Source organism: Limnothrix sp. CMB-01 (assembly GCF_055193175.1).
The window spans coordinates 1,548,323-1,571,563 of sequence record NZ_CM143720.1 but is presented as its reverse complement, the minus strand read 5'-3'; the positions used below and the strand labels follow the sequence as shown (position 1 = coordinate 1,571,563).

15 protein-coding genes are annotated in these 23,241 nt (G+C 55.7%); 5 read left to right on the top strand and 10 right to left on the bottom strand.

All coding sequences use genetic code 11. The annotated features are described in order from the left end of the window. Nucleotides 1-47 precede the first annotated feature (47 nt). Both ACZA91_RS06555 and moaA read right to left on the bottom strand, forming a co-directional pair. On the bottom strand, nucleotides 48-794 hold the full coding sequence (locus ACZA91_RS06555; protein WP_158234350.1) for a DUF928 domain-containing protein: 747 nt from the start codon (nucleotides 792-794) through the stop codon (nucleotides 48-50). Between the two features lie 328 nt (nucleotides 795-1,122). Then, nucleotides 1,123-2,115 carry a GTP 3',8-cyclase MoaA gene (gene moaA, locus ACZA91_RS06550; RefSeq protein WP_099532245.1) on the bottom strand — a complete coding sequence of 331 codons (993 nt, stop codon included), beginning with the start codon at nucleotides 2,113-2,115 and terminating at the stop codon, nucleotides 1,123-1,125. A 604-nt stretch (nucleotides 2,116-2,719) separates the two neighbouring features. Between moaA and guaA the strand changes: the two genes are divergently transcribed. Continuing rightward, entirely contained in the window at nucleotides 2,720-4,327 is a 1,608-nt protein-coding gene (guaA, locus tag ACZA91_RS06545) for a glutamine-hydrolyzing GMP synthase (protein WP_099532244.1), read from the top strand. A gap of 290 nt (nucleotides 4,328-4,617) precedes the next feature. Here the strand turns inward: guaA and cdf31 are convergent, their stop codons facing one another. The 5 genes from cdf31 to ACZA91_RS06520 form a co-directional block, all read right to left on the bottom strand. Beyond that, nucleotides 4,618-5,559 (bottom strand): CDF family zinc efflux transporter Cdf31, encoded by a 942-nt coding sequence (gene cdf31, locus ACZA91_RS06540; protein ID WP_099532243.1) that lies wholly within the window; start codon nucleotides 5,557-5,559, stop codon nucleotides 4,618-4,620. A 114-nt stretch (nucleotides 5,560-5,673) separates the two neighbouring features. Further along, a complete protein-coding gene (locus ACZA91_RS06535) occupies nucleotides 5,674-6,009 on the bottom strand; it encodes a hypothetical protein (protein ID WP_463185419.1) in 336 nt (111 codons plus the stop codon). A 290-nt stretch (nucleotides 6,010-6,299) separates the two neighbouring features. Then, the gene (locus ACZA91_RS06530) at nucleotides 6,300-7,085 is read right to left on the bottom strand and encodes a hypothetical protein (RefSeq protein WP_463185416.1); all 786 of its coding nucleotides are present in this window, start codon (nucleotides 7,083-7,085) and stop codon (nucleotides 6,300-6,302) included. A gap of 444 nt (nucleotides 7,086-7,529) precedes the next feature. Next, nucleotides 7,530-11,513, bottom strand: coding sequence for a PAS domain S-box protein (locus ACZA91_RS06525; RefSeq protein WP_463185414.1), 3,984 nt, complete (start codon nucleotides 11,511-11,513; stop codon nucleotides 7,530-7,532). 376 nt (nucleotides 11,514-11,889) lie between these two features. Next, a complete protein-coding gene (locus tag ACZA91_RS06520; protein ID WP_099532239.1) occupies nucleotides 11,890-12,891 on the bottom strand; it encodes a phosphoribulokinase in 1,002 nt (333 codons plus the stop codon). Nucleotides 12,892-13,716: 825 nt separating this feature from the next. Between ACZA91_RS06520 and petH the strand changes: the two genes are divergently transcribed. Further along, nucleotides 13,717-14,943, top strand: a complete 1,227-nt coding sequence (petH, locus tag ACZA91_RS06515) for a ferredoxin--NADP reductase (protein WP_190530852.1) — start codon at nucleotides 13,717-13,719, stop codon at nucleotides 14,941-14,943. Nucleotides 14,944-15,155: 212 nt separating this feature from the next. On the opposite strand, the gene ACZA91_RS06510 is transcribed toward petH, so the two are convergent. From ACZA91_RS06510 to ACZA91_RS06500, 3 genes are all read right to left on the bottom strand, one after another. Continuing rightward, entirely contained in the window at nucleotides 15,156-16,205 is a 1,050-nt protein-coding gene (locus ACZA91_RS06510; RefSeq protein ID WP_190530853.1) for a hypothetical protein, read from the bottom strand. A gap of 189 nt (nucleotides 16,206-16,394) precedes the next feature. Continuing rightward, a complete protein-coding gene (locus ACZA91_RS06505) occupies nucleotides 16,395-17,111 on the bottom strand; it encodes a flavin prenyltransferase UbiX (protein WP_463185410.1) in 717 nt (238 codons plus the stop codon). After that, nucleotides 17,108-17,653, bottom strand: a complete 546-nt coding sequence (locus ACZA91_RS06500; protein WP_242027746.1) for a thioredoxin family protein — start codon at nucleotides 17,651-17,653, stop codon at nucleotides 17,108-17,110. Before ACZA91_RS06500 ends, ACZA91_RS06505 begins: the two co-directional genes overlap by 4 nt. An 896-nt stretch (nucleotides 17,654-18,549) precedes the next feature. Here ACZA91_RS06500 and ACZA91_RS06495 point away from each other — a divergent pair. The 3 genes from ACZA91_RS06495 (at nucleotide 18,550) to rfbC (ending at nucleotide 23,235) form a co-directional block, all read left to right on the top strand. Beyond that, entirely contained in the window at nucleotides 18,550-20,229 is a 1,680-nt protein-coding gene (locus tag ACZA91_RS06495) for an Hsp70 family protein (protein WP_463185407.1), read from the top strand. Between the two features lie 1,060 nt (nucleotides 20,230-21,289). Then, entirely contained in the window at nucleotides 21,290-22,414 is a 1,125-nt protein-coding gene (locus tag ACZA91_RS06490; RefSeq protein WP_099532042.1) for a GGDEF domain-containing response regulator, read from the top strand. 263 nt (nucleotides 22,415-22,677) lie between these two features. Further along, nucleotides 22,678-23,235 (top strand): dTDP-4-dehydrorhamnose 3,5-epimerase, encoded by a 558-nt coding sequence (rfbC, locus tag ACZA91_RS06485; protein ID WP_190526243.1) that lies wholly within the window; start codon nucleotides 22,678-22,680, stop codon nucleotides 23,233-23,235. The last annotated feature ends 6 nt before the right edge of the window (nucleotides 23,236-23,241 follow it).

Genomic DNA, 23,241 nt, shown 5'->3' with positions numbered 1-23,241 from the left:
AACCATAGAACCGGATGGGGGAAGCGGCATGGGCAACCTAATTCAGGCTAATTCAGGAGTCGAGCGCTGGCGAGGCTTTGTAGTCCCACCGATTCCAACAGGCTTTGCCATTGATCCGGTTGGGTGGTTTGGAGGGCAATGGCCGTGGCCAACGTGTCGTACCACAGGCGTGCTTCTGCCAGGACTTGGGCCCGCTGGAAGGGATCGCGGACTGCGCTGAGGCGGCGGTTAACGCTGTCCGGCAGGGCCACGAGTTTCACTTCCCCGATCGCGGCCACATCGCTGGCTCGATCGCTGGGGTCACAAACAATCGAAAAAGCCCAGTTGTAGGTTTTGCCCGTTTGCAGCGCCTTGCCAGGGCTGAGGAGGGAAATTTTTAAAATCCCTGCCTGGCCGGTGAGCGGCACGGCTTGGCGATCGATCAAATTGCCGTCTTGATCGGCCACCACCAACTCTGCGGTTTTGACCACCGTGGAGGGCACGTAAACGAAGACTGTTGGGTTGGCGCTGGTGGCTTGGCCTGACTGGTTTTGGGGCAACAACAGGGTCAAGTTGGGCCCCGTGGCCGCAATACATTCACCACCTCGAGTGCCACCGCCAGTGGTGCGATTGGGGCCGCCGCGATCCTCCGTTTGGGGAAACCGCAGCCCGGAGCGAGGTGCCCCAAAGCGAGTGCCACCCCCGATCGTGCGGTTGGGGCCGCCTCGGTTTTCGGTGTTGGGGAAAGCGGGCCCTGCGATCGAGGCGGCCTGGGCAGGGGCCAGGGAGAGGGCAATGCCACCGCATAGCAGCATGGCAACTGCGCTTCGGGTTGCCAATGGGTTCCGAGTGGGCGTTTTATTCTGAGGGTCGCTCATGACTGGTTCTCCAGCGTGTGTTGCACTGGCTTGCACCTGCATTGCCTGACGGGTTGATTACACCCTGCGATAGGAGTTTTGGACGAGAGAATGAGTGCCACAGGTTCCAAGGTCAAGGTTGGTAACGGTGAGATCGACGGGGAGCCAGCGCCCTGAAATGGGCTGACTGCCCTGGATCTCGCCGCTTCTGGGCAATGGAAATGGAATCTTAGTAATGGCTGGTAATGGCTGATTCCAATCTTAGCTGGCTGTTTTCAGTTTGCCCCTAGCCACCGATCTGGGACATGGTACGGGCGTAGCGTCCGGTGGTTCCTGATTCGCGATTTTTGAAGTTGATCTCTGGTTTGGCTTGGATCAGGTGGCTAACTTGGGCCCGCAAGTCCTGGAGGTCAACGCCCGATCGCAGTTGGCTTTTGAGGTCAATTTGCCCCGACTCATTCAGCAAACAGGGGCGCAACCAGCCATCGGCCGAAAGGCGCATTCGATTGCAGCGATCGCAGAAGCATTCAGACATTTGGCTGATGAAGCCGATCGTGCCCTTGGCCCCCGGAATTTGGAACACATCGGCGGGGCCATTGCCGGTAACCCAACCCGTGGTCAGGCCCCAGCGCGATCGAATCCGTTGGCGCAACTGCTCTGAATCAATCCAACCCCGATCGGCAAACAGATCCTGATTCCCGATCGGCATGAACTCAATGAACCGCACATGCCACTGGCGATCGAGTGTCAGGGCGGCCAAGGCTTCCACCTCTTGGTCATTGATGCCCGGGATCACCACCACATTCAGCTTCAGCGGATCGAAGCCCACCCGGTGAGCCGCTTGGATTCCATCCCAAACCTGTTGCCAGCGCGATCGCCCCCGATTCCCAATAATGACATCGAAGGTTTCTGGAATCAGGGAATCTAAGCTGATATTAATCCGTCGTAATCCTGCGTCGTAGAGCGGTTGGGCCAAATCCTTCAGCAAAAAGGCATTGGTGGTGAGGGACAGGTCTAGGGTTTCTGGAAACTGCGCGATCGCCTGGGTAATTTCCACCACCCCCGGCCGCAACAGGGGTTCTCCCCCCGTGAGTCGAAAGCGCCGAAACCCCGCCGGCATCAGCACTTCCCGCAACAACAGCAGCAACTCCCCATCGGTCAGCAAATCCTGTTGCAACGCAAACTGCAAATCTGTTCCCTCGGGCATACAGTACTGGCAGCGGAAGTTGCAGCGGTCAATCAAACTGATGCGCAGATAATCAATCGTTTCAGCGGCCATAAGTGCCCAACCCAGTTCCTGACGAACTTGTTCGTGGCGATGTGGCCAATCATTATTCAGGATCTCGACCAAAATCCGTGCTTTTTCTTGACGGGTTCGTTCATACCTAATGGGTTATCCTTAACCGGTTTACTTGGTTCATTCATCCGCCCCATGGGTTATCATCGGGGCATTCAACGGCCATCTAGGTTGGTACACTTCTTTTGGCTCGTTAGCCCCTCAGGGCTGGCTGTGCCCGCGCTGTCCGCCGTGGACTGAGCCGCCGCCGATCGCCCGCCCGCTTCATTCGGTTTGGTCGATCGCGCTTGGTGTCTTCGTTGCCAGCCAACGATTCACCAGCTCAGGGCCTTCCATTCAGCCGCCGCAATTTATAAATTTTTTAGTCCAATCCTGAGTCCAATCCTGAGTCCAATCTTTCGGACTTTGCGGATTTTTCGGATCAACCAGTTTTCATAACCTAGCGTCGGGCCGCAGCACCCTGCCTTGGCAGTCACGGTAACTGACTGGCCTAGCCTGATCGCCCCTATTGATTTCTTCATCAAAATGGCCGCTGGCAGCGAGGCTGTCCGATATGCTATTCCGTCTACCTTCTCGCTGACGACCCGTGACTACCGAAACCCTATCGCCCACCGTCGCCGCTCCTGACTCCCGAGTCAATCGCCAGTTCATCGCCATTTTGGACTTTGGCTCCCAATATTCCGAACTGATTGCCCGTCGGATTCGCGAAACCCAGGTTTATTCCGAAGTTCTGTCCTATCGCACCTCCGCAGAGCAACTGCGACAACTTAGCCCCAAGGGCATCATTCTGTCTGGCGGCCCCAGTTCCGTCTATGCCGATGGTGCGCCCCTGTGCGACCCGGAACTCTGGAACCTGGGCGTTCCTGTGCTGGGCGTTTGCTACGGAATGCAGTTGATGGTGCAGCAGTTGGGCGGCCTCGTGGAAGCAGCCGATCGGGGCGAATATGGCAAAGCGGCCCTGTTTGTGGATGATCCCACCGACTTGCTCACCAACGTGGAAGATGGTTCCACCATGTGGATGAGCCACGGCGATTCTTGCACCCAGTTGCCCAGCGGGTTTGAGGTTTTGGCCCACACGGACAACACCCCCTGCGCCGCGATCGCCGATCACCAACGCAAACTCTACGGCGTGCAATTCCACCCGGAAGTGGTGCATTCCGTCGGAGGCGCGGCCCTAATTCGCAACTTTGTTTATCACATCTGCCATTGCCAACCCACCTGGACCACGGAAGCCTTTGTGGAAGAGTCCGTGCGCGAAGTGCGGGCCCGCGTGGGCGATAAGCGGGTGCTGTTGGCCCTGTCGGGCGGGGTTGACTCTTCCACCTTGGCCTTTTTGCTGCACAAGGCGATCGGGGACAACCTCACCTGCATGTTCATTGACCAGGGCTTTATGCGCAAAGGCGAGCCAGAGCGCCTGTTGAAGCTGTTCCAAGAGGAATTTCACATTCCCGTGGAATATGTCAACGCCCGTCGCCGCTTCATCAATGCCGTGGATGGAGTTTCCGATCCTGAGCAGAAGCGCAAAATCATTGGCCATGAATTCATTGCCGTCTTTGAAGAAGAATCCACCCGCTTGGGCCCCTTCGATTACCTGGCGCAGGGAACCCTGTACCCCGACGTGATTGAGTCGGCGGACACCAACATGGATCCCAAAACCGGCGAGCGCGTTGCCGTGAAAATCAAGAGCCACCACAACGTGGGCGGGTTGCCAGACAACTTGCGCTTCAAGCTGGTGGAACCGCTGCGGAAGCTGTTCAAAGATGAAGTACGCAAGGTGGGCCGGGCCCTCGGCTTGCCCGAAGAGATCGTGAAGCGGCAGCCCTTCCCCGGGCCGGGCTTGGCCATTCGGATCTTGGGCGAAATCACCGATGAGCGGCTGGATATTCTGCGGGATGCGGATTTGATTGTGCGGCAAGAAATTAACCGCGCTGGCCTTTACAACGATGTTTGGCAGGCGTTTGCGGTGTTGTTGCCCGTGCGTAGTGTGGGGGTGATGGGCGATAAGCGCACCTATGCCTACCCGATCGTGCTGCGGATGGTGACCAGCGAAGACGGCATGACGGCCGATTGGGCCAGGGTTCCTTACGATTTGCTGGAGACCATTTCCAACCGGATTGTGAACGAGGTGGAAGGGGTCAACCGGGTGGTCTATGATGTGACCTCCAAGCCGCCGGGCACGATCGAGTGGGAGTAGGGCTGATTAGGGGTTGGCTCGATCGACCTTGATTAATCTTGATTGGTCTCGATTAACCTCGATTCACGGAGCTTGATCGAGATCCCTTGAGGTCGATCGAACCAGGTGCTCTCCAAAGCAAACCCTTCAGCTTAACGAAATTTCCCCAATTAAACCGATCGCTCCCCAATTTCCCCGCTCAATTCGTTGATGCGGGGACGGTTATCCTGTGGAAAACTAAACATTTTCTGTGGAAAACTCGGCCGCTCTTGTGGAAAACTCAGGATTTTTAACCAATTATTAAATCTTCTTTAAACTTCCTTATGGGTGAGTGAGTCCATGCTGTAGGTCAACTGATCACTCTGATAACCGTTGGGTTCCACATGGATGGTCATGCGCACGGGATGGTAGTGATCGCAAAGGGCTGACTCCACCGCTTCCGTGATGTCGTGGGCCCGGCGCACGTCCTCCGCCTCCACCACCAAATGCATTTCCATAAAGACTTGCCGCCCCAATACGCCCCGTGAGGCGATGTCGTGGCAATTGACCACACCCGGCACGCTCATCACCAGACTGTGAATTTCTTCGGGGGGAACAGCCATGGCATCAATCAACCAAGGCAGGTTCGATCGCAACACATCCCAGCCACTCTTGAACACCAACAGGGCCACGGGGAACGCCAGGGCCACATCCAGCCAGCGCTGTCCCCACCAAACGCCCAATAACCCCCCAATCACGGTCATCGTGATCCATACGTCACCCATGGTGTGGCGAGCGTCGGCTAGCAGAATGTTGCTGTGGAGCTTTTGGCCCCAATGGCGTTCGTAGAGGGCCACCAAAATATTGATCCCCAACACCAGCACGGTCAGCCCGATCGCAGGGCCGGAGACGTTCACGGCCTCGCCCTGGCCGGTTAATCGCTCGATCGCCCCTTGCGTAATTTCAAAGCAAGCCACTCCCAAAAACGCAGCGATCCCCAAGGCTCCCAGGGCTTCGTATTTTTGGTGACCGTAGGGATGTTCCCGATCGGGGCGAGGATCGGCGAGCTGGCTGGTAACCAACCCCAGCACGTTGCTGGCGCTATCTGTCACGCTGTGCAGGGCATCGGCCAACAGGCTCAGGGAACCGGTGGCCCAACCTACGAGGGCTTTGATCACCAACACCAAAAGATTCAGCAGCAGCGTCAGCCACAGGATATACCGAATCTTTCGCTGACGTTTATCGGGGCTAAGGAAACTGGCAGAGGCAGACATGGTGTTAGGCGGTGGTCAAGCCAAGAGACCGCGAGGGAGGTTGAAAAAGGGTCAATGCTTTTGGGCATTGCGGCATCACTTCTAAGCATTACTTCTGGGCATTGCTTCTGGGCATCAAGACTCATCAGAGTGACTGGATGCATCGAGGGCGGGGCGATTGGGAGCAGATTCAACATCCAACTTTTTCGCCCGTTGTTCTTGGAATTGTTGCCAAATGCCAGCAGACCAAAACGACACCAGGGCGATCGCAAACCAGTTCACGCGATCGTTAGAAGCGCCCAGGGCCACCGCTGGCCAAACGTAGGGAGCAACGAATTGCAACAGGGCGATCGTGCCAAACAAACCCCAGCCCAATTGGCCATAGCGTTGCCAAATCCAGATGCCTGCGAGGGCCGCTAGGATGGGCATCCAACCATAAAGGAACTGCAAACCAGCATCGAGCGTTTCCATGAGCCTTGTCAGTGATTGGAAAGATGGGGTGTTTGGCAACTTGTTTGGTTGGCAACTTGTTAGTTAGTGACTAGTCTATTGTCAGCTAGTTCATCGGTAACTCATTCACAAGTGCAAACTCAGAATAAATCACCATCAATTCATCGCCAATTCAGCACTGATTTAGTGTGAATTAACTGATGTGAATTAACTGATTTGCCAACCAATTATCTTCCCGGTGAATGAGTTTGGCTGATTAACTAGAAGATTAACTAGAAAACCAACCAGACAACCAAAAGCCAACCAGAAAATTAGCCCGAAAACTGGTAGGCAAACTGTGTTTTAGTAATAGCCTTCGGGTCATACCAATCGGTGAGGGATTGGAGTCCATCAAACAGTTTTTTGGCCCGGAGAGCGCTGCGGGCGGAGAAGTTTTCCGCGTCTTCTCCGTAAGCAAAAGAAAACTCAACCACTGAAGGCTGCTTTTGGCGCTCGGGGTCTACATACCAGGCGGTGAGGGCCACTTCTGCGTCCTGTTTGCCAAAGTCAATGATCGCCCCGCGTTGCACAAACTCTTTGGCAACAAACTGATTCACAACGGTCAAGGGTTTGCTGGCCGATAGCTCCAGGGAATCAACCCCCGGGAAGTTGGTGGCCAAGTCCCCGATCGTTGTCCAATTTGCTGATTCCACAACGGCACTCGTGGAATGGGAAAACTGACTGCGGAAGGGGGGAACAATGTCCTCTTCAAATTTGGTTTCGCCCTTGAGCGTGGGGGTGGAAACATCTGCACCCCAGGCAATGTAGCGATCGGGCGATCGATACTTCAGCATCACCTTCGTGCGGGCGGGTTTGCCGGCCTTCAGTTCCACCCGACGGCGCACGATGTAGCCGGTGTCGAGTAGGTCATGTTCTGGTGTGTCCAAAAACACCACTTCCCGCTTCACCAATTCGCTGAGTTCGCCTGTCACCTTCAGTCCCAAACCTTCTGCAAGGTTGCGCACAACTAACCAAAATCGATCGACTCCAGCCGCTCGATCGGTAAATTGATTAGCCTGCAAAATCACTTTGTATTCACGAGATGCAACACAAGACATGGGCAAGCCTTCTAGAAAGTAGCGTTCTGGGGAGGGGAAGCATTGGGGCGATCGGGGCCATCAGGGAAATTACCTATGGATCGATCGCCCATCAGAATCGGTGCTGATCAATACCTGAGATGGCTGAAAATACCTCGGTGATCACTCAGACTGCCGTTCCTTATCCTTCATAACCCAAATTCTTTGAAAAGAAAAACTCAAGTTCATGAACTGTCACTCAGAATTGCTCCATCATGGCTTCGTAACTGCTAATCATTGCCGTTTGCTGGTAACCATGATTGCGATTCATTCGTGACAGCAACATTGCAAGCATGAACCAGCGATCATCGACTCATGACTAGCGCCTTGATCGCCAGCCATTTGCTAGTGATTAACTTGCCAATGATTTGCCAATGATCTATTCATTATTTGCCATTGGCCAACCCGCTTGTTTGCTATTCATTGCTAATTACTGAAAATAGACATGGCCTCGGCCTCATCCGTTTCGCTTTGAGATTGGGGTTTACGACCTAAGAGCCAATAGGTGGTCATCATGCCGCGTCCTTTAACTTCCAGTTCACCGCGCGGCTCTAAGAGGAATTCTTGGCGCAAAATTTCGTAAACCGCTTCGGTAACCTGAATTTTGCCGGGTTCCCCCTGGGTTTCCATGCGGCTGGCCACGTTCACCGTGTCGCCCCACAGGTCGTAGGCAAATTTCTTGATGCCAATCACCCCGGCCACCACGGAGCCGGTGTTGATCCCAATCCGAATTTGGAAAGGCTTGCCACTGGGGGTGGTGAATTTGGAGATGGCCGCTTGCATGTCCAAGGCCAGTTGGGCCACGGCTTGCACATGGTCGGGCTTGGGGACGGGCAAGCCGCCCACGGCCATGTATTCGTCCCCGACGGTTTTGATTTTTTCGAGGTCGTGGTTTTCGGCCAGTTGGTCAAAGGTGGAGAAGATTTGATTGAGGAGGTTCACTAGCTCGATCGGGCGCATTTGGGCAGAAACGGGCGTGAAACCAACCAAATCGGCAAACAGAATAGTTGCTTCGGCATATTGTTCCGCCAAGGATCCTTCGCCCTGTTTGAGGCGCTCGGCGATCGCCTTGGGCAAAATGTTCAGCAACAGGCGATCGGACTTTTCTTGCTCCATCACCAGGGCTTCTTCCGCCTGTTTGCGCTCGGTGATGTTTTGGATCGTGCCTTCGTAATACAGCAGTCGCCCATCCCCATCGAACACCGTGCGGGCATTTTCGGAAACCCAAAAGGTATCGCCATCGCGATCGAACACTTGCGACTCAAAGTTATAGATCGTGCCTCGATCGGCAATGACCGTGAGGAAGCTGCCCCATCGTTCTGGATCCACATAGAATCGGCGGGTGCGGTTTAAGCCCAAGGGGCCGAGCATTTCCTCGATCGAGTCAAAGCCAAACATCTTGGCCAAGGATTGGTTACCCCCCAAAAACTGACCATGGGGGGCGCACTGAAAAATCCCTTCCACCGCGTTTTCCACAATGCTGCGGTAGTTTTCTTCGGCCCGTTGCAAGGCCTCTTCCATTTGCTTGCGATCGGTCACATCCCGGGCCATCGCCAGGAAAATTTTCTGGCCTTGGGATTCGCGCATTCCCACCCGAGTTTCCACGGGCAAAGTGCGGCCGCTCTTGCAGCGATACATGCCTTCCACGGTCACGGGTTGCCCCGGTTTCATCATGGCCCAGATTCGATCGTGCTGATCCAAGGAAGCCAGGGTGTCGATCGCCCGCACATTCATTTGCAGCAACTCCGCCTTGGAGTAGCCCAACACGGTGCAAACCTGTTGGTTCGCATCCAAAATTTGCCCATGCACGTCATGCACCAACATCAGGTCGCCGCTGGCCTGTTCCGTCAGCATTCGGAATTGGGCTTGGCTTTCACTGAGGGCCTGTTCCGCCTGTTTGCGCTGGGTGATGTTGTCCGTAATGCAAAGCAGATATGCCACGCCTCCGTTGGGATCAAACAGCGGCACTTTCACCGTGCGCAACACCAGGGATTCATTGGGCCCAGTCACCTGCTCTTCGGGAATTTCCAGCTCGCGCCGTTCTTCCACGGCCTGCACGTCCTGTTCCAGGATGGTGGTGGCTCGCTTAATGGGAAACAAATCATCGGCGTTTTTGCCCAATGCCCGATCGCGCGGAATGCCAAAGAGCTTTTCGCTGGCTCGATTCCAGAGCACAAACCGGAAATTCTGCCGCACATCCTTGACATAAACCGCCAACGGAATATGTTCAATGATGCCGTCGATGAAGCGCTTGGCCCGCAGCACCTCGGCAATCAGCCGCTTGCGCTCGGTGATGTCTCGAATCGCCAGAACGGCACTGGTTTGGTTGTGGTTGGGTGCGCCGTCGGGATCCGGTAGCGTCACATTAGACCAAGCAATTTCCAGGGAATAGCGATCGCCTGCTGAGTTGTGAAATTCATAAGCCGTGTTGCCCGAACCGATTTCCAACGCCCGGGTGACCGGATGCAGAGGTGCGGGCAGTTGTTTGCCACGATGGATCAGAGGCAAGCAGTCAATTAAATCTTGGCCAATGACTTGCTCATGGGACTGCTGGACTAACCGCTCAAAGGCAGGATTACACCATTGCACCTTGCCCGCTGGATCCGTCCAAACGAGGGCATCGCGTACGGAGCCAAGAACCGTTTCCAGCTTCTCTAGGGTCGATCGCAACTCATCGCGGGACACCTCCAACAGCGCCAAGGCCCGCCGCCGCTCCATTTCCTCCAGGCGCTGTTGGGAATAGCGCAGGTCTTCTTCTAGGCCTTTGTAGTCCGTGATGTCATGGACTACCAACAGGGCGCATTCCATTCCGTGGAGATAGAGCAACTCCGCCGACAGCAGCACCGTGCGGATATCTCGGCCCTTGGTGCGGACTGGAATTTCCTGGTTGCGGATGCTGCTGCCCCGTTGCAGGGCCTGCATCACGGCCAGGCGATCTTCCGCCCGCAGCCAGATGTTGAATTCCATGCTGGCAAAGCCCATCATTTCCTCGAAGCTATAGCCAAAAATGTCGAGGAAACTGTCGTTGAAGTCCAAAACGCAACTGTTATCCAGTTGCATCAGACAAATGCCGCTGGGGCTGGCGTAAAAGATTTTGGAAAACTTGGTTTCGGAAAGGCTGAGGGCGCTGGTGCGTTCGCGGATGCGTTCTTGGAGGGTGTCCCGATCGCGCTCAAAGGCCGCCATGGCCGCCCGCAACTCCCGCATCATCAGCCGCACTTGGCGGGCCGCTTCATCTAGCTCTCGCAGACCCGTGGGTTCAATGGGGCCCGTAATGTGACCGCTGGCCATGGTTTGGGCCGTTTGGGAAAACCGGGCCAAGGGTTGTTCAATCAGCCGCAGCAACAACCAGGCCACACCCAGGGCACAGCCCAGGGAAAGGAAAAGAACGGCGACGGTGAGGGCATTGCTGCCCGGATCGCTGAGGCTATCGATCGGGGCGGCCACCAACACCACCCAGTTAGGTAAATTCGGATTCTTCAGAGGTTGGGCCCAAAGGCGATAGGTTTGGTTGCCCAGGCGAATTGTGGTCGATCGCTCCCCATCCCACTGTTCCAAGGGGCCGCTGGCCTGCTGCCAACGCTCCAGCAACAGGGGCCAGCGATTGCGGGCTGGCGGCTGACCGGCCTGGGTCGATCGCTCACTCAGGGCCAACAGTTGCCCTGATCGATCGACCACCGCCACATCCACATCCCCCAACTGGGCCAGTTCCACCCCCAACGGTTGCAAAGACACCGCCGACACCGACACCCCCAAGCGCCGGCCATCGGCCCCCACCACCGGCTCCGCGATCGCCGCGATCGGGGTTGCCGTCTGTTCGCTCAGGGGCCACAGAAACCAAGTGGGCCGGCCCGCCAAGGTGGCTGCCCGAAACCAAGCCTCCCGCTCGATCGCAAAATCGCCCTGGCTGCGCAGCAGACCCGATCGATCTCCTTGGCTGTTGGTGTTGTAAATGGCCAGCCCCTGATTCGGTTTCGGCGGCGCAGCCCACAGCAGCAAAGATCCCGTTTCCGTGCGTTCCACCGCCGTCAGGGCCCCATTGTCTCGGCCAAAGGCCGCAAATCGCAGGGCCCGTGATCGCTGGGACTGTTGCCACAGCCAACGCTCCAGGTCTTGGGGACTTTGGGCCCACTGGCCCCAGCGGGCCCCATCGCCCAAGGATTGATTAAGCTGAATTGCACCTTGCAAGTGGCTCACCAGTCGATCGCTAGCCCGGGCCCCCAACACCTGCTGCCATCGTTGGGCCGTGCGATCGCTTAAATCGCGCACCTGCCAGCCATAAATCCCCTGGCTAATCACCAACGCCACCCCCACCGGCAGCACCACCCCCAGCCCCAGCAGCCAACGCAACGACAACCGCCTTGGGCTGCCGCCGATGCCATCGCCTGTCTGTCCTCCCACCAAACCCATTCGCTTCGTTCCTTTGTGGCCGTTGGGCAACCCGATCGCGCGGCCCCAACCCCTTTTATCAGGCTTTGGTCAGCCCATCAGCCTCGCTGCGTCCAGTTTGTCCTGCGCTCATGTCCTAGCTTAATCAACAAAATCATCAATCCAATATCACCACCTCGATCGCCACTTCGATCTCCACCCCGATCGACATTCCGATCGACAAAAAAGGAGGATGTCCCCATGGAACATCCCCACCATTATCTTCAAATTGTTTCAGATCCCCGGATTTCAACGAAAAGGATCCAGAAATTGAGTTTCCAAACCTGCTTCGAGGCGGGTTTCTATCTGTTTCCTCAGCCTAGTCTCGAACCAGCTTCGAGGCCAGAATTCAGAACGCTTACAGACCCACACCCACCAGCGTCTTTTGGGTCAAACGCTCATAGGCCGCCCGCATCTTCAGACCCGTCAGCACTTGGAACAGACCCGAACCATTGTTCGAGCCGGGGTAGTCGCGGTGCTTCAGCAACAGCTCCGTCATTTCGCCGTAGTACTTCGCAGAGGTGTTGCTCAGGTGGCTCTCTACGTAGATCATCTCTTCGAGATTCTCGAACTGGCCATCTACTTCCAGCACCGAAACTTGGTTGCCGTAGTAGGTGTCAGGCCCATAGAACAGCTTCATGCCGGGGTAAGAGCAGGTCAGCTTGCGGCCGCAGGGAGTCCAGTGAATCGTGGAGCCTTCATCAAACAGATACACCGGCTCGAATCCTTCAACACCCGTGCGTTGCATCATCCGCACCCGCAGGATCTTGCGCTCTTCGTCGTTGGCAATCAACTGCGTCGGCAGAATTTGCAGCACCACATCGGCATGGGTCTTCTGCGGGTCAATGTAAGCTTCAAAGTCCGGACGACGGGCCTCGATCGCGGTCAGCACATCCTCATAGGTGTGACCCCGTTCAGCCATGTCGCGTTGAATCTTCCAAGCGATTTTCACCTCATCGCTGATATCGAGGTAGACGCTAAAGTCCAACAGACTGCGAACGCGCTCGTCATAGAGCGGGTGCAAGCCCTCAATCACCACAATGTGGTTGGGGTGTACCACTTCCGGCGGATCGATCAGGCCGGTTTCGTGGTTGTAGATGGGCTTATTGATGGTTTCGCCATTCTTAAGGGCTTTGATCTGCTCATACATCAGATCAAAGTTATTGGCTCTCGGATCCAGAGCCGTCACACCCGCTTCCTTACGTTGCTTGCGGTCTAGACTGTGGTAATCGTCCAGACAGATCACGGTCATTAACTCTGCGCCGAACAAGTCTTCTAGGCGACGCAAAAAGGTCGATTTACCGCACCCGGAATCGCCGGCCACACCAATTAAGACGACGCGATCTGGCTTGCTGGTCATAAGTTTCCTCTATATCACTAGACACTTTGGCTGGGATGTGTGGCGTGCTCGGCAGCGAACAACGCCTAAGAAAATCCCTGCAATTATCGCAGTCAATTGATGCACGATCAAAGCGACTCGATCAAAATCATGCACGACATCGGGTCTGCGCTCTATTTGGCATGAACCCCAAGGGCATGAATTACACCGAGAACCGTTGCTTTGGGAAATGAATCGGCCATTGATGATCTCCAAAGGAGAGGGCAGCAAGTGCTGATTCGAGACCCCAATGAAGCGGCCATTGACCTGTCGCGATCGCTGCGACCAGCGATGTGCAGGGCCGGAGCCGATCGAACTGTTTCGTCAATTGCTGGGTGACCGTTGCGAAGTTACCGTTGCGAAATAACGAAACCGCGATCGGTCATCAACGCATTACCGGAAGCAGGGCATTGCCGAAAGGCATTACCGGAAGCCGGTTACCAGGGGATTGGTGACCAAAGGATTGCTGGAAACCAGTGCTCCCCAAGCAACTTCCGCAAGCGTTAACCGCAACGTTGCGATCGCACAAGTTGTTTAACGAGCACGTTGTCTAAAATTAATAGTTCGTTAAGTATTTTTACCAAGCGAACCGTCAGTAGCGTATCAGACTGATATCGTTCGTGCAAGTTTAGGTTAATGGGGGTCTTGCCTGGCCGATCGCCCCATTCTTTACCTGGCCAGCGAGCTGCCATTGCCCCCGCAAGCGCAACCGTTTCTCGAATCCCAGCGAAGGCCTTGCATCAGAGGGGCTAAAATCTTTGCAGATCGAAACCCACTCCTAAACGTTGATTAGAGTCATAGCAAGTCATGTATAGTCCCAGTGCAGCCGGGAGCGCCAGCAACACAACTGCCGGAAACCGCGTATTTCGTTACGAAGTAACCGGGTTACGTCAAAGCAGTGAATCCGATAAAAACGGTTACGCGATTCGCAAGAGTGGCAGCGTGTTCTTTAACGTGCCCTACAGCCGCATGAATGATTTCATGCGTCGCATCGCTCGGCTCGGGGGCAAAATCGTCAACATTGTGGCGGTGACCGTGGATTCGGGCCATGATGGCTTGACCCCAGCCGCTCCGGTGGCCGCCGCCGCCGCTCCGGAACCGACCCCGAGTGCTCCGGCCGAGCCGCCCGCCGCCGTCAGCCATGAGCATATTTTCCCCACTGATGTACCGGTCAACACCTACAAGCCCAAAAATCCCTTCACGGGCAAGGTGATTTCCAATGAAGGTCTGGTGCGCGAAGGTGGCGAAGGGGTGGTGCAACACATCACCTTTGACCTGAGCGGCGGCAACCTGCGCTATCTGGAAGGCCAAAGCATCGGCATTATCCCGCCCGGAACGGACAAGAACGGCAAACCCAACAAGCTGCGTTTGTACTCGATCGCCTCGACGCAGCATGGTGACTTGCTCGATGACAAAACGGTTTCCCTCTGTGTTCGCCAATTGGTTTACACCAACGATGCGGGCGAGCGGGTTGAAGGGGTTTGCTCCACCTTCCTTTGCAATGTGAAGCCCGGCGATGACGTGACCATCACGGGGCCCGTGGGCAAGGAAATGCTGTTGCCCGTGGATCCAAGTGCCAACATCATCATGATGGGGACTGGAACCGGGATTGCACCGTTCCGCGCCTTCCTGTGGCGGATGTTTAAGGAAAACAACCCGGATTATCAATTCAAGGGTCTTGCTTGGCTGTTCTTTGGTGTGGCTTATACCGGCAACGTCCTGTACAAGGACGATCTGGAAAAAATGCAGGCGGAAAACCCTGACCACTGCCGGATTACCTACGCCATTTCCCGGGAACAGAAGAACGCCCAAGGCGGCAAGATGTATATCCAAGACCGCATTAAGGAAAATGCGGATGAGCTGTGGGCGTTGGTGCAACAACCCAATACCCATGTTTACATCTGCGGTCTGCGCGGGATGGAGCCGGGCATTGATGAGGGGATGTCGGCGGCCGCGTCTAAGTTTGGTGTGAACTGGGCGGATTATCAGAAGCAGATGCGCAAGGAAGAGCGCTGGCACGTGGAAACCTACTAAACCTTGAGGATTCAGCTCCTACCCCGGTTTTGGGCTGGAATGGCTGAGTTGGTTTAGGGATTGCCACGAAATTGAGGGGGCCGTTGCGATCGCGACGGCCCCTTTGTATTGAGTATTGAGTTTGATTGGCTTTGGGTTGAATGGGCGTTGAATGGCGAGTGCAAGTTCTACCAATTCAAGTTCTATCAATTCAAGCTCTACCAATTCAAGCTCTACCAATTGTCGTCCCAGTCATCATCGGGGGCCGATCGATCCCAATCGTTGACCTGAGGGGCGGCGGATTGGGGGGCGGGGGGAGTCAGAACGCGATATTCCGCATCGGTGACGGAGCGCGATCGCTCGGCGGGCGGCGGCAATTCTGATTCTGGCTTTGAAGGTTCTGTGCCTTGGGCCGTTGCGGCGCGATCGGCCTTGGGTGGTGCTGCCGATCTTGCGGGTGCTTCTACTTTTGGTGCTTCTACTTTTTTGGGTGCTTCTGCTGCTGGTTCTGCTAAATCGTCCTCGTCCCGTTGATAGCGAATGGAGTAGCTGGTTCCTTCGCGGCGGGTGGCAGCGGGGCGAGCGGGCGCTTCAAGGGGCTTAGGTTCTGGTTTTGGGGGGGCGGCCTGAGGGGCTTGGGGGCGAGCCGGGGCCGGGTCGGGGTCAAAGGGGCGATCGATCCGATTGGTCGATCGGGGACGATCCTGAGGCGGCGATGGGTTCGATCGGGGCGGACTCGGCTGGGTTCGGTTGCTGTCGGGAGCCGCTTCTGACCATTCATCCCACTCCGGATCGTGATTCCAACCTTTCTGCGGGCGATCGGGCACAGTCCAATCGGCCAATTCCTGCTCCAGTTCGGCGGCAGTTGCAGAAGGGCGCGGTTCCGCTTGCAGGGAAAACAGATGCGATCGCCAAGAGGCGTTGCCCGGTTGACCTTTCGCTTGGCCCTCGTTGGCCGATTCCCCGCTGCCCCACTCGTCCTCCAACTCATCGCCTAAGGGCTGATTAATCAAACGCTGACGGGGCGATCGAGACTGCTCGGATTCGGGGGCTGGCCGTCGATCGATCACCGGACGGCGAGGCGGCCGGCCCAATTGAACCAACAGGCCAATCAGGCCCATCGTTGCGGCCCCCGCAGCCACCGCCCCAGCCAGCCACCACCCCAACGGCAAAACCACCATCGGCCGGCCAAACACCACCAAAGGCAGCAGGGGCAAGGGGTTTTGAGCTGCTAACAACAGCAACCCCACCACCAACAGTAGCAATCCCAACAGGCGCGCCATTACCCGCTCTCTCTCCTTCTCCGGACGACCTTAGCTGTTTCGTGACCTGGCCGTTCAACCAACCTAGCTCGGATTGGGGCCGATGGGAGTGCTTCCGCTGGAGGAGGGATGCGGAGCGGTCTGGCCTTGGGTTTGTAATTGGGAATCCCTGAAAAATGAGAATGGCTGCAAAAAGTTCAACAAGGGGGTTTAGCCCGGCAAGTCTTCGGGCGTTTCGTTGCCCCCTTGCCAGCGCCGGAGAGGCACACAGTCGATCGCCAGGCGATCGAGCGCCCTGGCCACCACAAAATCCACCAAGTCCTCAATCGATTGCGGTTGGTGATACCAAGCGGGGATGGCCGGCACGATCGCCGCGCCGGCCTCGGCCAACTGGGTCAGGTTCCGCAAATGAATCAAGCTCCAAGGGGTTTCCCGAGGAACCAACACCAACGGTCGCCCCTCCTTCAGTTGCACATCGGCGGCCCGTTCCAGGAGATCGCTGCTTAAACCCGCTGCCAATTTGCCCACGGTGCTCATGCTGCAAGGCATCACCACCATGCCCAACGTGCGATAGGAACCGCTGGCAATGGTCGCCCCCACGTTGCCGAAACGATGGCAGATGAGCTGCCCTCCGGTGGGCACGCCGGCCTGCGATCGCCAAAAAGCTTCCTGGGTCAAGGGTTCAAGGGGCATCTGCACTTGGTTTTCTGACTGCCAAACCATGTGGGCCGCCTTGGAAGCCACCAGTTCGATCGCGTAGCCCGCTGTTAACAGCCACTTCAGGGCCCGCACCGCGTAGATCAAGCCCGAAGCTCCCGAAACTCCCAAAATCAACGGTCGCTGATCCGCTTGATCGCGCGATTGAGATTGATCAAGATTTGGGGAGATGTTGGGGCTAAGTTCTGTGTGCTCAACGCTGCCGATCATCGGCCGGGCCGCCATTTCACAGAACAACCGATCGCCTCCGTGAAGGCAATCGCGATCGGCTGTTCATCCAAAAAACTGGTGATCGCATCCCGCAAATAAGCCTGCGTGACAACGGATGGATCCTGGGGGCTGTCATCCACCGCGCCAATGTAGCGCATCACGCTGTTGGCATCCACTAAAAAAGCCTGGGGCGTTTTCTTGGCCCCGAAGCAGTCCGCCACATCCTGGGTGGGATCCCACAGGTAGGGAAAATTCAGCCCCCGCTCCCGAGCAAAGACCTTCATCGCATCAAAGCTATCTTCGGGGAACTGATTGGCATCATTGGCATTGATCCCGATGAGCGTTACGCCCTGTGGCTCAAATTCCGCTTGCAGAGCCTTCAGCCGATCGAGATACATCCCCACGTAGGGGCAGTGATTACACATGAAAATCACCACCGCCGCTTTGTATTGACCGAGATAGGTCGCAAAGTGGTGTACTTTGCCATCGGCCCCAGGAATTTCAAAATCGGGGGCGTATTTTCCGATACGTTCCATAAGCATGGGGGTAAGCCAGTTGCGCCGCGCTCAGACGGCTAGTTTGCTGGGGGTCTCAGCGAGGGGGTGCCACTTCGCCGAGAGCCGTCTATCCGGAAGCACACTTCCATTGATTCTACGAGGATTCGGCCAGATTCGTGCGCTGGAATCATTTAACCTCAAGAACCCTAAGCCGTTTGCGCCAGGATGGGAATTGATGAACTTGCGATCTTTGGTCGATCGCTGGGTGTGCAATATTAAAGCGACCTTGAAGCGGGGTGTGATCGGCTGTCGTCGTTGAGATTCCGGCTTGGCTCAGGATTGGCTACGGATTTGCCATAGATTCACCCTGCCATGCGGGCGCGATCGGTTGGTTTCTAGTTCCGAAATCAGCGGCTCAGTAAGGCTCAGGATGGGCAAGCCTTGGCAAGTCATGGATCGGCCATGCCATGCAAGCTCTCTGCAAGATCTCAATTTCGGATTGCGAGATTTCAGTAGGGGGTTGCAAGTCAGGATGGGATGGACAATTCGTCGGAATTTGTCAGGATTTGCCGGGCGATCGGGCGCTTTGTAAAATATCTACGTGAAATTACGCAATTAATTCGCAAATCTTGGCATTAAATCGCACTCCGCAAGAATCGGGCCAAGGGATGCGGAAAACAGAAACCGATCGCGAATGGCTCGAAAAATTGGGGCGATCGGGGTTTGGGCAGCACCTGAGGCCATGCTTGAGACCAAAATTTGGAAAAAGCAGTGGGGAAAGGCAGCGGCAAAAGGCCATTGGGAAACCCGTTGGGAAACTGGCACAATACCGAATTGGAGTTCTGAATCCCCAGCATGGCTTGCTCCCGGTTGGTTGGCTGGTTGTCGGCTGAGCCATGGATTCATGATCCAACGCACCCTATTGCACCTTTGCCACTGCCATGACCATTGCGATCGACTTTGGAACCAGCAACACGGTGGTGACCTATCTCAACCCCGTAACCGGCAATCCCGAAACCCTGGATCTCAGTGGACTTTCGGTGCGACAGTCTCCCAACCCGCCGCTCATTCCCAGCCTGTTGTACGTGGCCCAGGCGGCCGAAGGTCAGGTGGTGGCTGGTCAAGCAGTGCGCGATCGGGGGCTGGATCAATTGGCCGATGGGCGCTTATTTCGGGGATTCAAGCGGGGGATCGGAACCGCCGTCCAAGGATTTGTGCCCGAGTTAGACGGGCGATCGGTGGACTTTGAGCAGGCGGGGCAGTGGTTTTTAGATGCCATCGCCCGCGCCCTGACAGAGCAGCAGTTTTTGGGCGGTGCAGGGGCTGGGTCACAACTGATTTTGACCGTGCCGGTGGATAGTTTTGAGCAATACCGCAATTGGTTAACCCGGGCGATTGCCCAGTCGGCCTTGGGGCAAATTGAACAGGTGCGTTTGCTGGATGAGCCAACGGCGGCGGCTTTGGGCTATGGCGCAGGCGATCGGGACTTGGTGTTGGTGGTGGACTTTGGTGGCGGCACGTTGGATCTGTCCCTGGTGCGGCTCGATCGCCCCAGTGCCACCAGCGCCGGCCGGCCCTTGGGGTTTCTGTTGAAGTGGGGGAACCGCGCCATCGAGGATTCCCAACAAACCGTGAAAACCGCCAGGGTTTTGGCCAAAGCAGGCTTAAACCTGGGCGGATCCGATTTGGATAACTGGATTGTGGACTATTGGAGTCAACAGCAATCTGCGGTGGATTTGCCAAGCAATGCCTTGGGTAATTCCTCGGGCAATCTCGCGGGTCATTCCTTCCAGAAAACGCCAATTTTGCTGCGATTGGCGGAGCGGGTCAAAATTGCCCTTTCGCATCAGGAAACAGCCCAGGAAGTCTACTTTGATGACGCGACGTTTAATAGCTTGGAACTAAGCCTTTCACGCACGGAATTGGAAACCATTTTGCGCGATCGGGGTCTGTTTCAACAACTTGATCGCGCGTTAGATCAAATTTTTCAGCAAGCTATTCGCCAGGGACTAGAACCCCAGTCGATCGAAGCGGTGTTATTAGTAGGTGGCACTAGCCAAATTCCTGCCATTCAGTCCTGGATTCGCAACTATTTCCCTGCCGAAAAAGTGGCCACCGATCGCCCCTTTGAAGCGATCGCCCAAGGAGCCTTGAAACTGGCCAGCGGCTTAGAAGTGCGCGATTTTCTCTATCACGGCTACGGAATTCGCTATTGGAACCAACGGGAAAAACGCCACAGTTGGCATCCCATCATCCCCAAAGGTCAGCCTTATCCCACCGCCAAGCCCGTTGAATTGCTCTTGGGAGCTTCCATTGAAAATCAGCCCCAAATTGAACTGATCCTTGGAGAATTGGGCGACGAAGAACAGCGCACTGAAATCTTTTTTGATGGCGATCGATTGGTCACCAAAACCATCGGCGGTCAAGCCTCAGTGCAACCGCTAAATGATCGGGATGGCGCACGCAGTTTGGCTCAACTGGATCCGCCTGGAATGCCTGGCATTGACCGAATTCGGGTGGCCTTTGAAGTGGATGCCAATCGCACCTTGCGAGTCACCGTTGAAGACTTGCTGAGCGATCGCACCCTGCTTAACCAATGCCCGATCGCCCAACTGAGTTAAGTTCTGGTAAGTCCCGCCATCCCTGAACTTGCTGTTAATCCCTAATTCATCCCTGAACCAGCGCCATGGGCTGCCCAAGGGGTGTTTCGCCAGCTCGCAGCTCCCCCAACCGACAGGCCACATTGGGGCACGATGTGCAAGGGTTGGCGAGTATTGACTCGTATTCGTTAGCATGAGCAAGATAAAACATTCAACTTCAGTCTTGGCTGCATTGGGCTTCATTGGGTGCTATTGGGTGCAATAGAACTCCGATGTGGTCTAAGCCCCCATGCTGAATTCACCTGAGTTCGGGATAGTTTGAAACCTCGCAACTTCTAATGGGTAAGCTAGATCCCAAAAGGCCGTTAGCAAACCATTAGGTACTTGGGGTGGGTAAGGGTAACTTCAGAAGTTCCAACCCCAACCCAAGATCAACAACAATTGACGGTTTCTGCCTATCCCTTGCTCACGTTGTAACTGTTGACTGGTCTCCCAATTTTGATCGCCCTGATCCCGATCATGCGTCCTCGATTTTGGGTTGGGGAACCGAAATTGCCATGGCTAAACCTAGGGTGTCTTTAGGACTTTCCCGGGGTCTGGTTGTGTCATTTTTTACAATCAATTTCCGACTATTGTTTCGATTGTTGTCGCCGCTTGATCCAGCCAACCTGACTTAGTTGAGGGAAATTTGACCTGAAAGTCGCTGAAGCAGGATGAAAGATTCAACAAACTCCACCTGCAACCCGACTGATATCAACCACTAGCGCTTTAGGTCTTAGGAATTTGGGGGGTTAGAAATTTTTCAGCATCGATCACCACTAGTCCTTGGCCCATGGATCCCAATCCCAGTGCGCTCATCACCCATCGGAGCTAGTTGTCTCTTGGTGCATATCATTCCTGTCCATTGACCGCGATCGCTTTCGAAACGCGATCGATTGCCAAAAATAGTGCTATTCAGGAGTTTGAGTTAGGGGGTAACCAACAGCGCTCTGGAGTGCTGAAGCGGGGTGAATCGCCCCCCTAGTTGCATCACTCCAGTGCAGCAGAATCCAGTCGTGCTGAGTGAGGATCACCTGTCAGAATGCGCAATTCGATCACCGCCCGCACCGATGCCAATGTTGCGGCCAGTTACCCATCACTCTCATCTAGTCCTCTCTCCCACCCGATCGCATCGCCAGACATGGAGTCCAGCCGCAAACACTACTCACTGTTGATCGTTGACGACACTCCCGACAACGTGGATCTGTTGCGGCGCTACCTGATGCGCTTCAAGAAATTTCGCATTCAAAGTGTTGAAAACGGTCAACTGGCCCTTGAATATCTGCAAAATGTGCCACCTAAGGATCATCCTGACCTGATTTTGATGGATGTGGTGATGCCAAAGCTGAACGGGTTTGAGACCTATCGCGCTTTGCAAACCCTTTATCCTGACTGGGATGTGCCCGTGATCTTCATGACGGGCCTTTCGGACTTGTCCAGCAAGCTCGAAGGGTTGGAACTGGGCGCAGTGGACTACATCATCAAGCCCTTTCAAAAAGAAGAAGTCTTGGCCCGCATTGAGCTGCAATTGCGGCTTTTGGACTTGACCCGGCAGTTACGCGCCAAAAATGAAGAACTGGAGCGGGAGGTGGCGGAGCGGCAGCGGGTGGAAGCCACGCTGTTGACGGTGAATTTGGAACTGGAGCGCCTGGCCACCAGCGACGGCCTGACGCAGGTGGCAAACCGTCGCTGCTTTGACACCACGATTAATCGCGAATGGCAACGCCTGGCCCAGGATCATCGCCCAATGTCGTTGGTGCTCTGTGATGTGGACTATTTCAAGCGCTTCAACGACCATTACGGTCATCAAGCGGGAGACGATTGTTTGATTCAAGTGGCCCGCACCTTGCAGGATGGCACACGCCGGGCGACGGATTTGGTGGCTCGCTATGGGGGGGAAGAGTTCGCGATTCTGTTGCCAGACACGGACTTGACGATGGCAGTGGAGGTGATCGATCGACTGCGACGGGCGATCGAGAACTTAAAAATTCCCCACGAGCGATCGGAAGCTAGCCCCTGGGTCACGATTAGTTTGGGCTTAGCCTGTCAGTTTCCCAAAATGGGCAATACTCCCCAAAATCTGATCGCCGCCGCCGATGCGGCCCTCTATGAGGCCAAACAGCAAGGGCGCAATACCTACTGCAAGCGCTATCTCTTGGAGAGTTAGGGCCAGCTAACCAGTTGCCAAAGGCTGGGTGCTTCGATCCCTGAGCATTCATCCCCCAAAATCAACGACTTAAAATCAGCGGCTCAGAATCAGCGGCTCAGAATTTGCTGCCCAGAATTAACCGCCCAAAATCAGCAGCTCAGAATTCGCTGCCCAGAATTAACCGCCCAGAGTTAATCGCTCGCAATTTGCGATCGGTTCTGTTGCCGGTCTGTTGCCGGTCTGTGGTAGTCTCAGGCCGGTTTTGAGCGATCCCCAGCGCCATGAACGTCACGCCGACCGAGATTCCCGATGTTTTGCTGATTGAGCCGAGGGTCTTTGGAGACGATCGCGGCTTTTTTTATGAGAGCTTCAACAGTCGCACCTTCGCTGAAAAAACCGGCTTGGATGTGACCTTTGTGCAAGACAACCATTCCAAGTCCGTCAAAAATGTCCTGCGCGGCCTGCACTACCAGGTGCAACAACCCCAGGGCAAATTGGTGCGGGCCGGAGCCGGGGCGCTGTTTGATGTGGCGGTGGATATTCGGCGCGGGTCGCCCACTTTTGGTCAATGGGTGGGCTATGAGCTGAGTGCCGAAAACAAGCGCCAACTCTGGATTCCGCCGGGATTCGCCCATGGGTTCCTCACCCTGACCGATACGGCGGAATTGCTCTATAAGGCGACGGATTTCTATTGCCCCGCGGGCGATCGCTCGATTTTGTGGAACGATCCGCAAATCAACATTGCCTGGAACCTGGATGGTGAACCGATCCTGTCGGGCAAAGACCAGGCGGCCAAGCCCTTGGCGGAAGCGGATCTGTTTGAGTACGGGCAAATCTAGGATCGC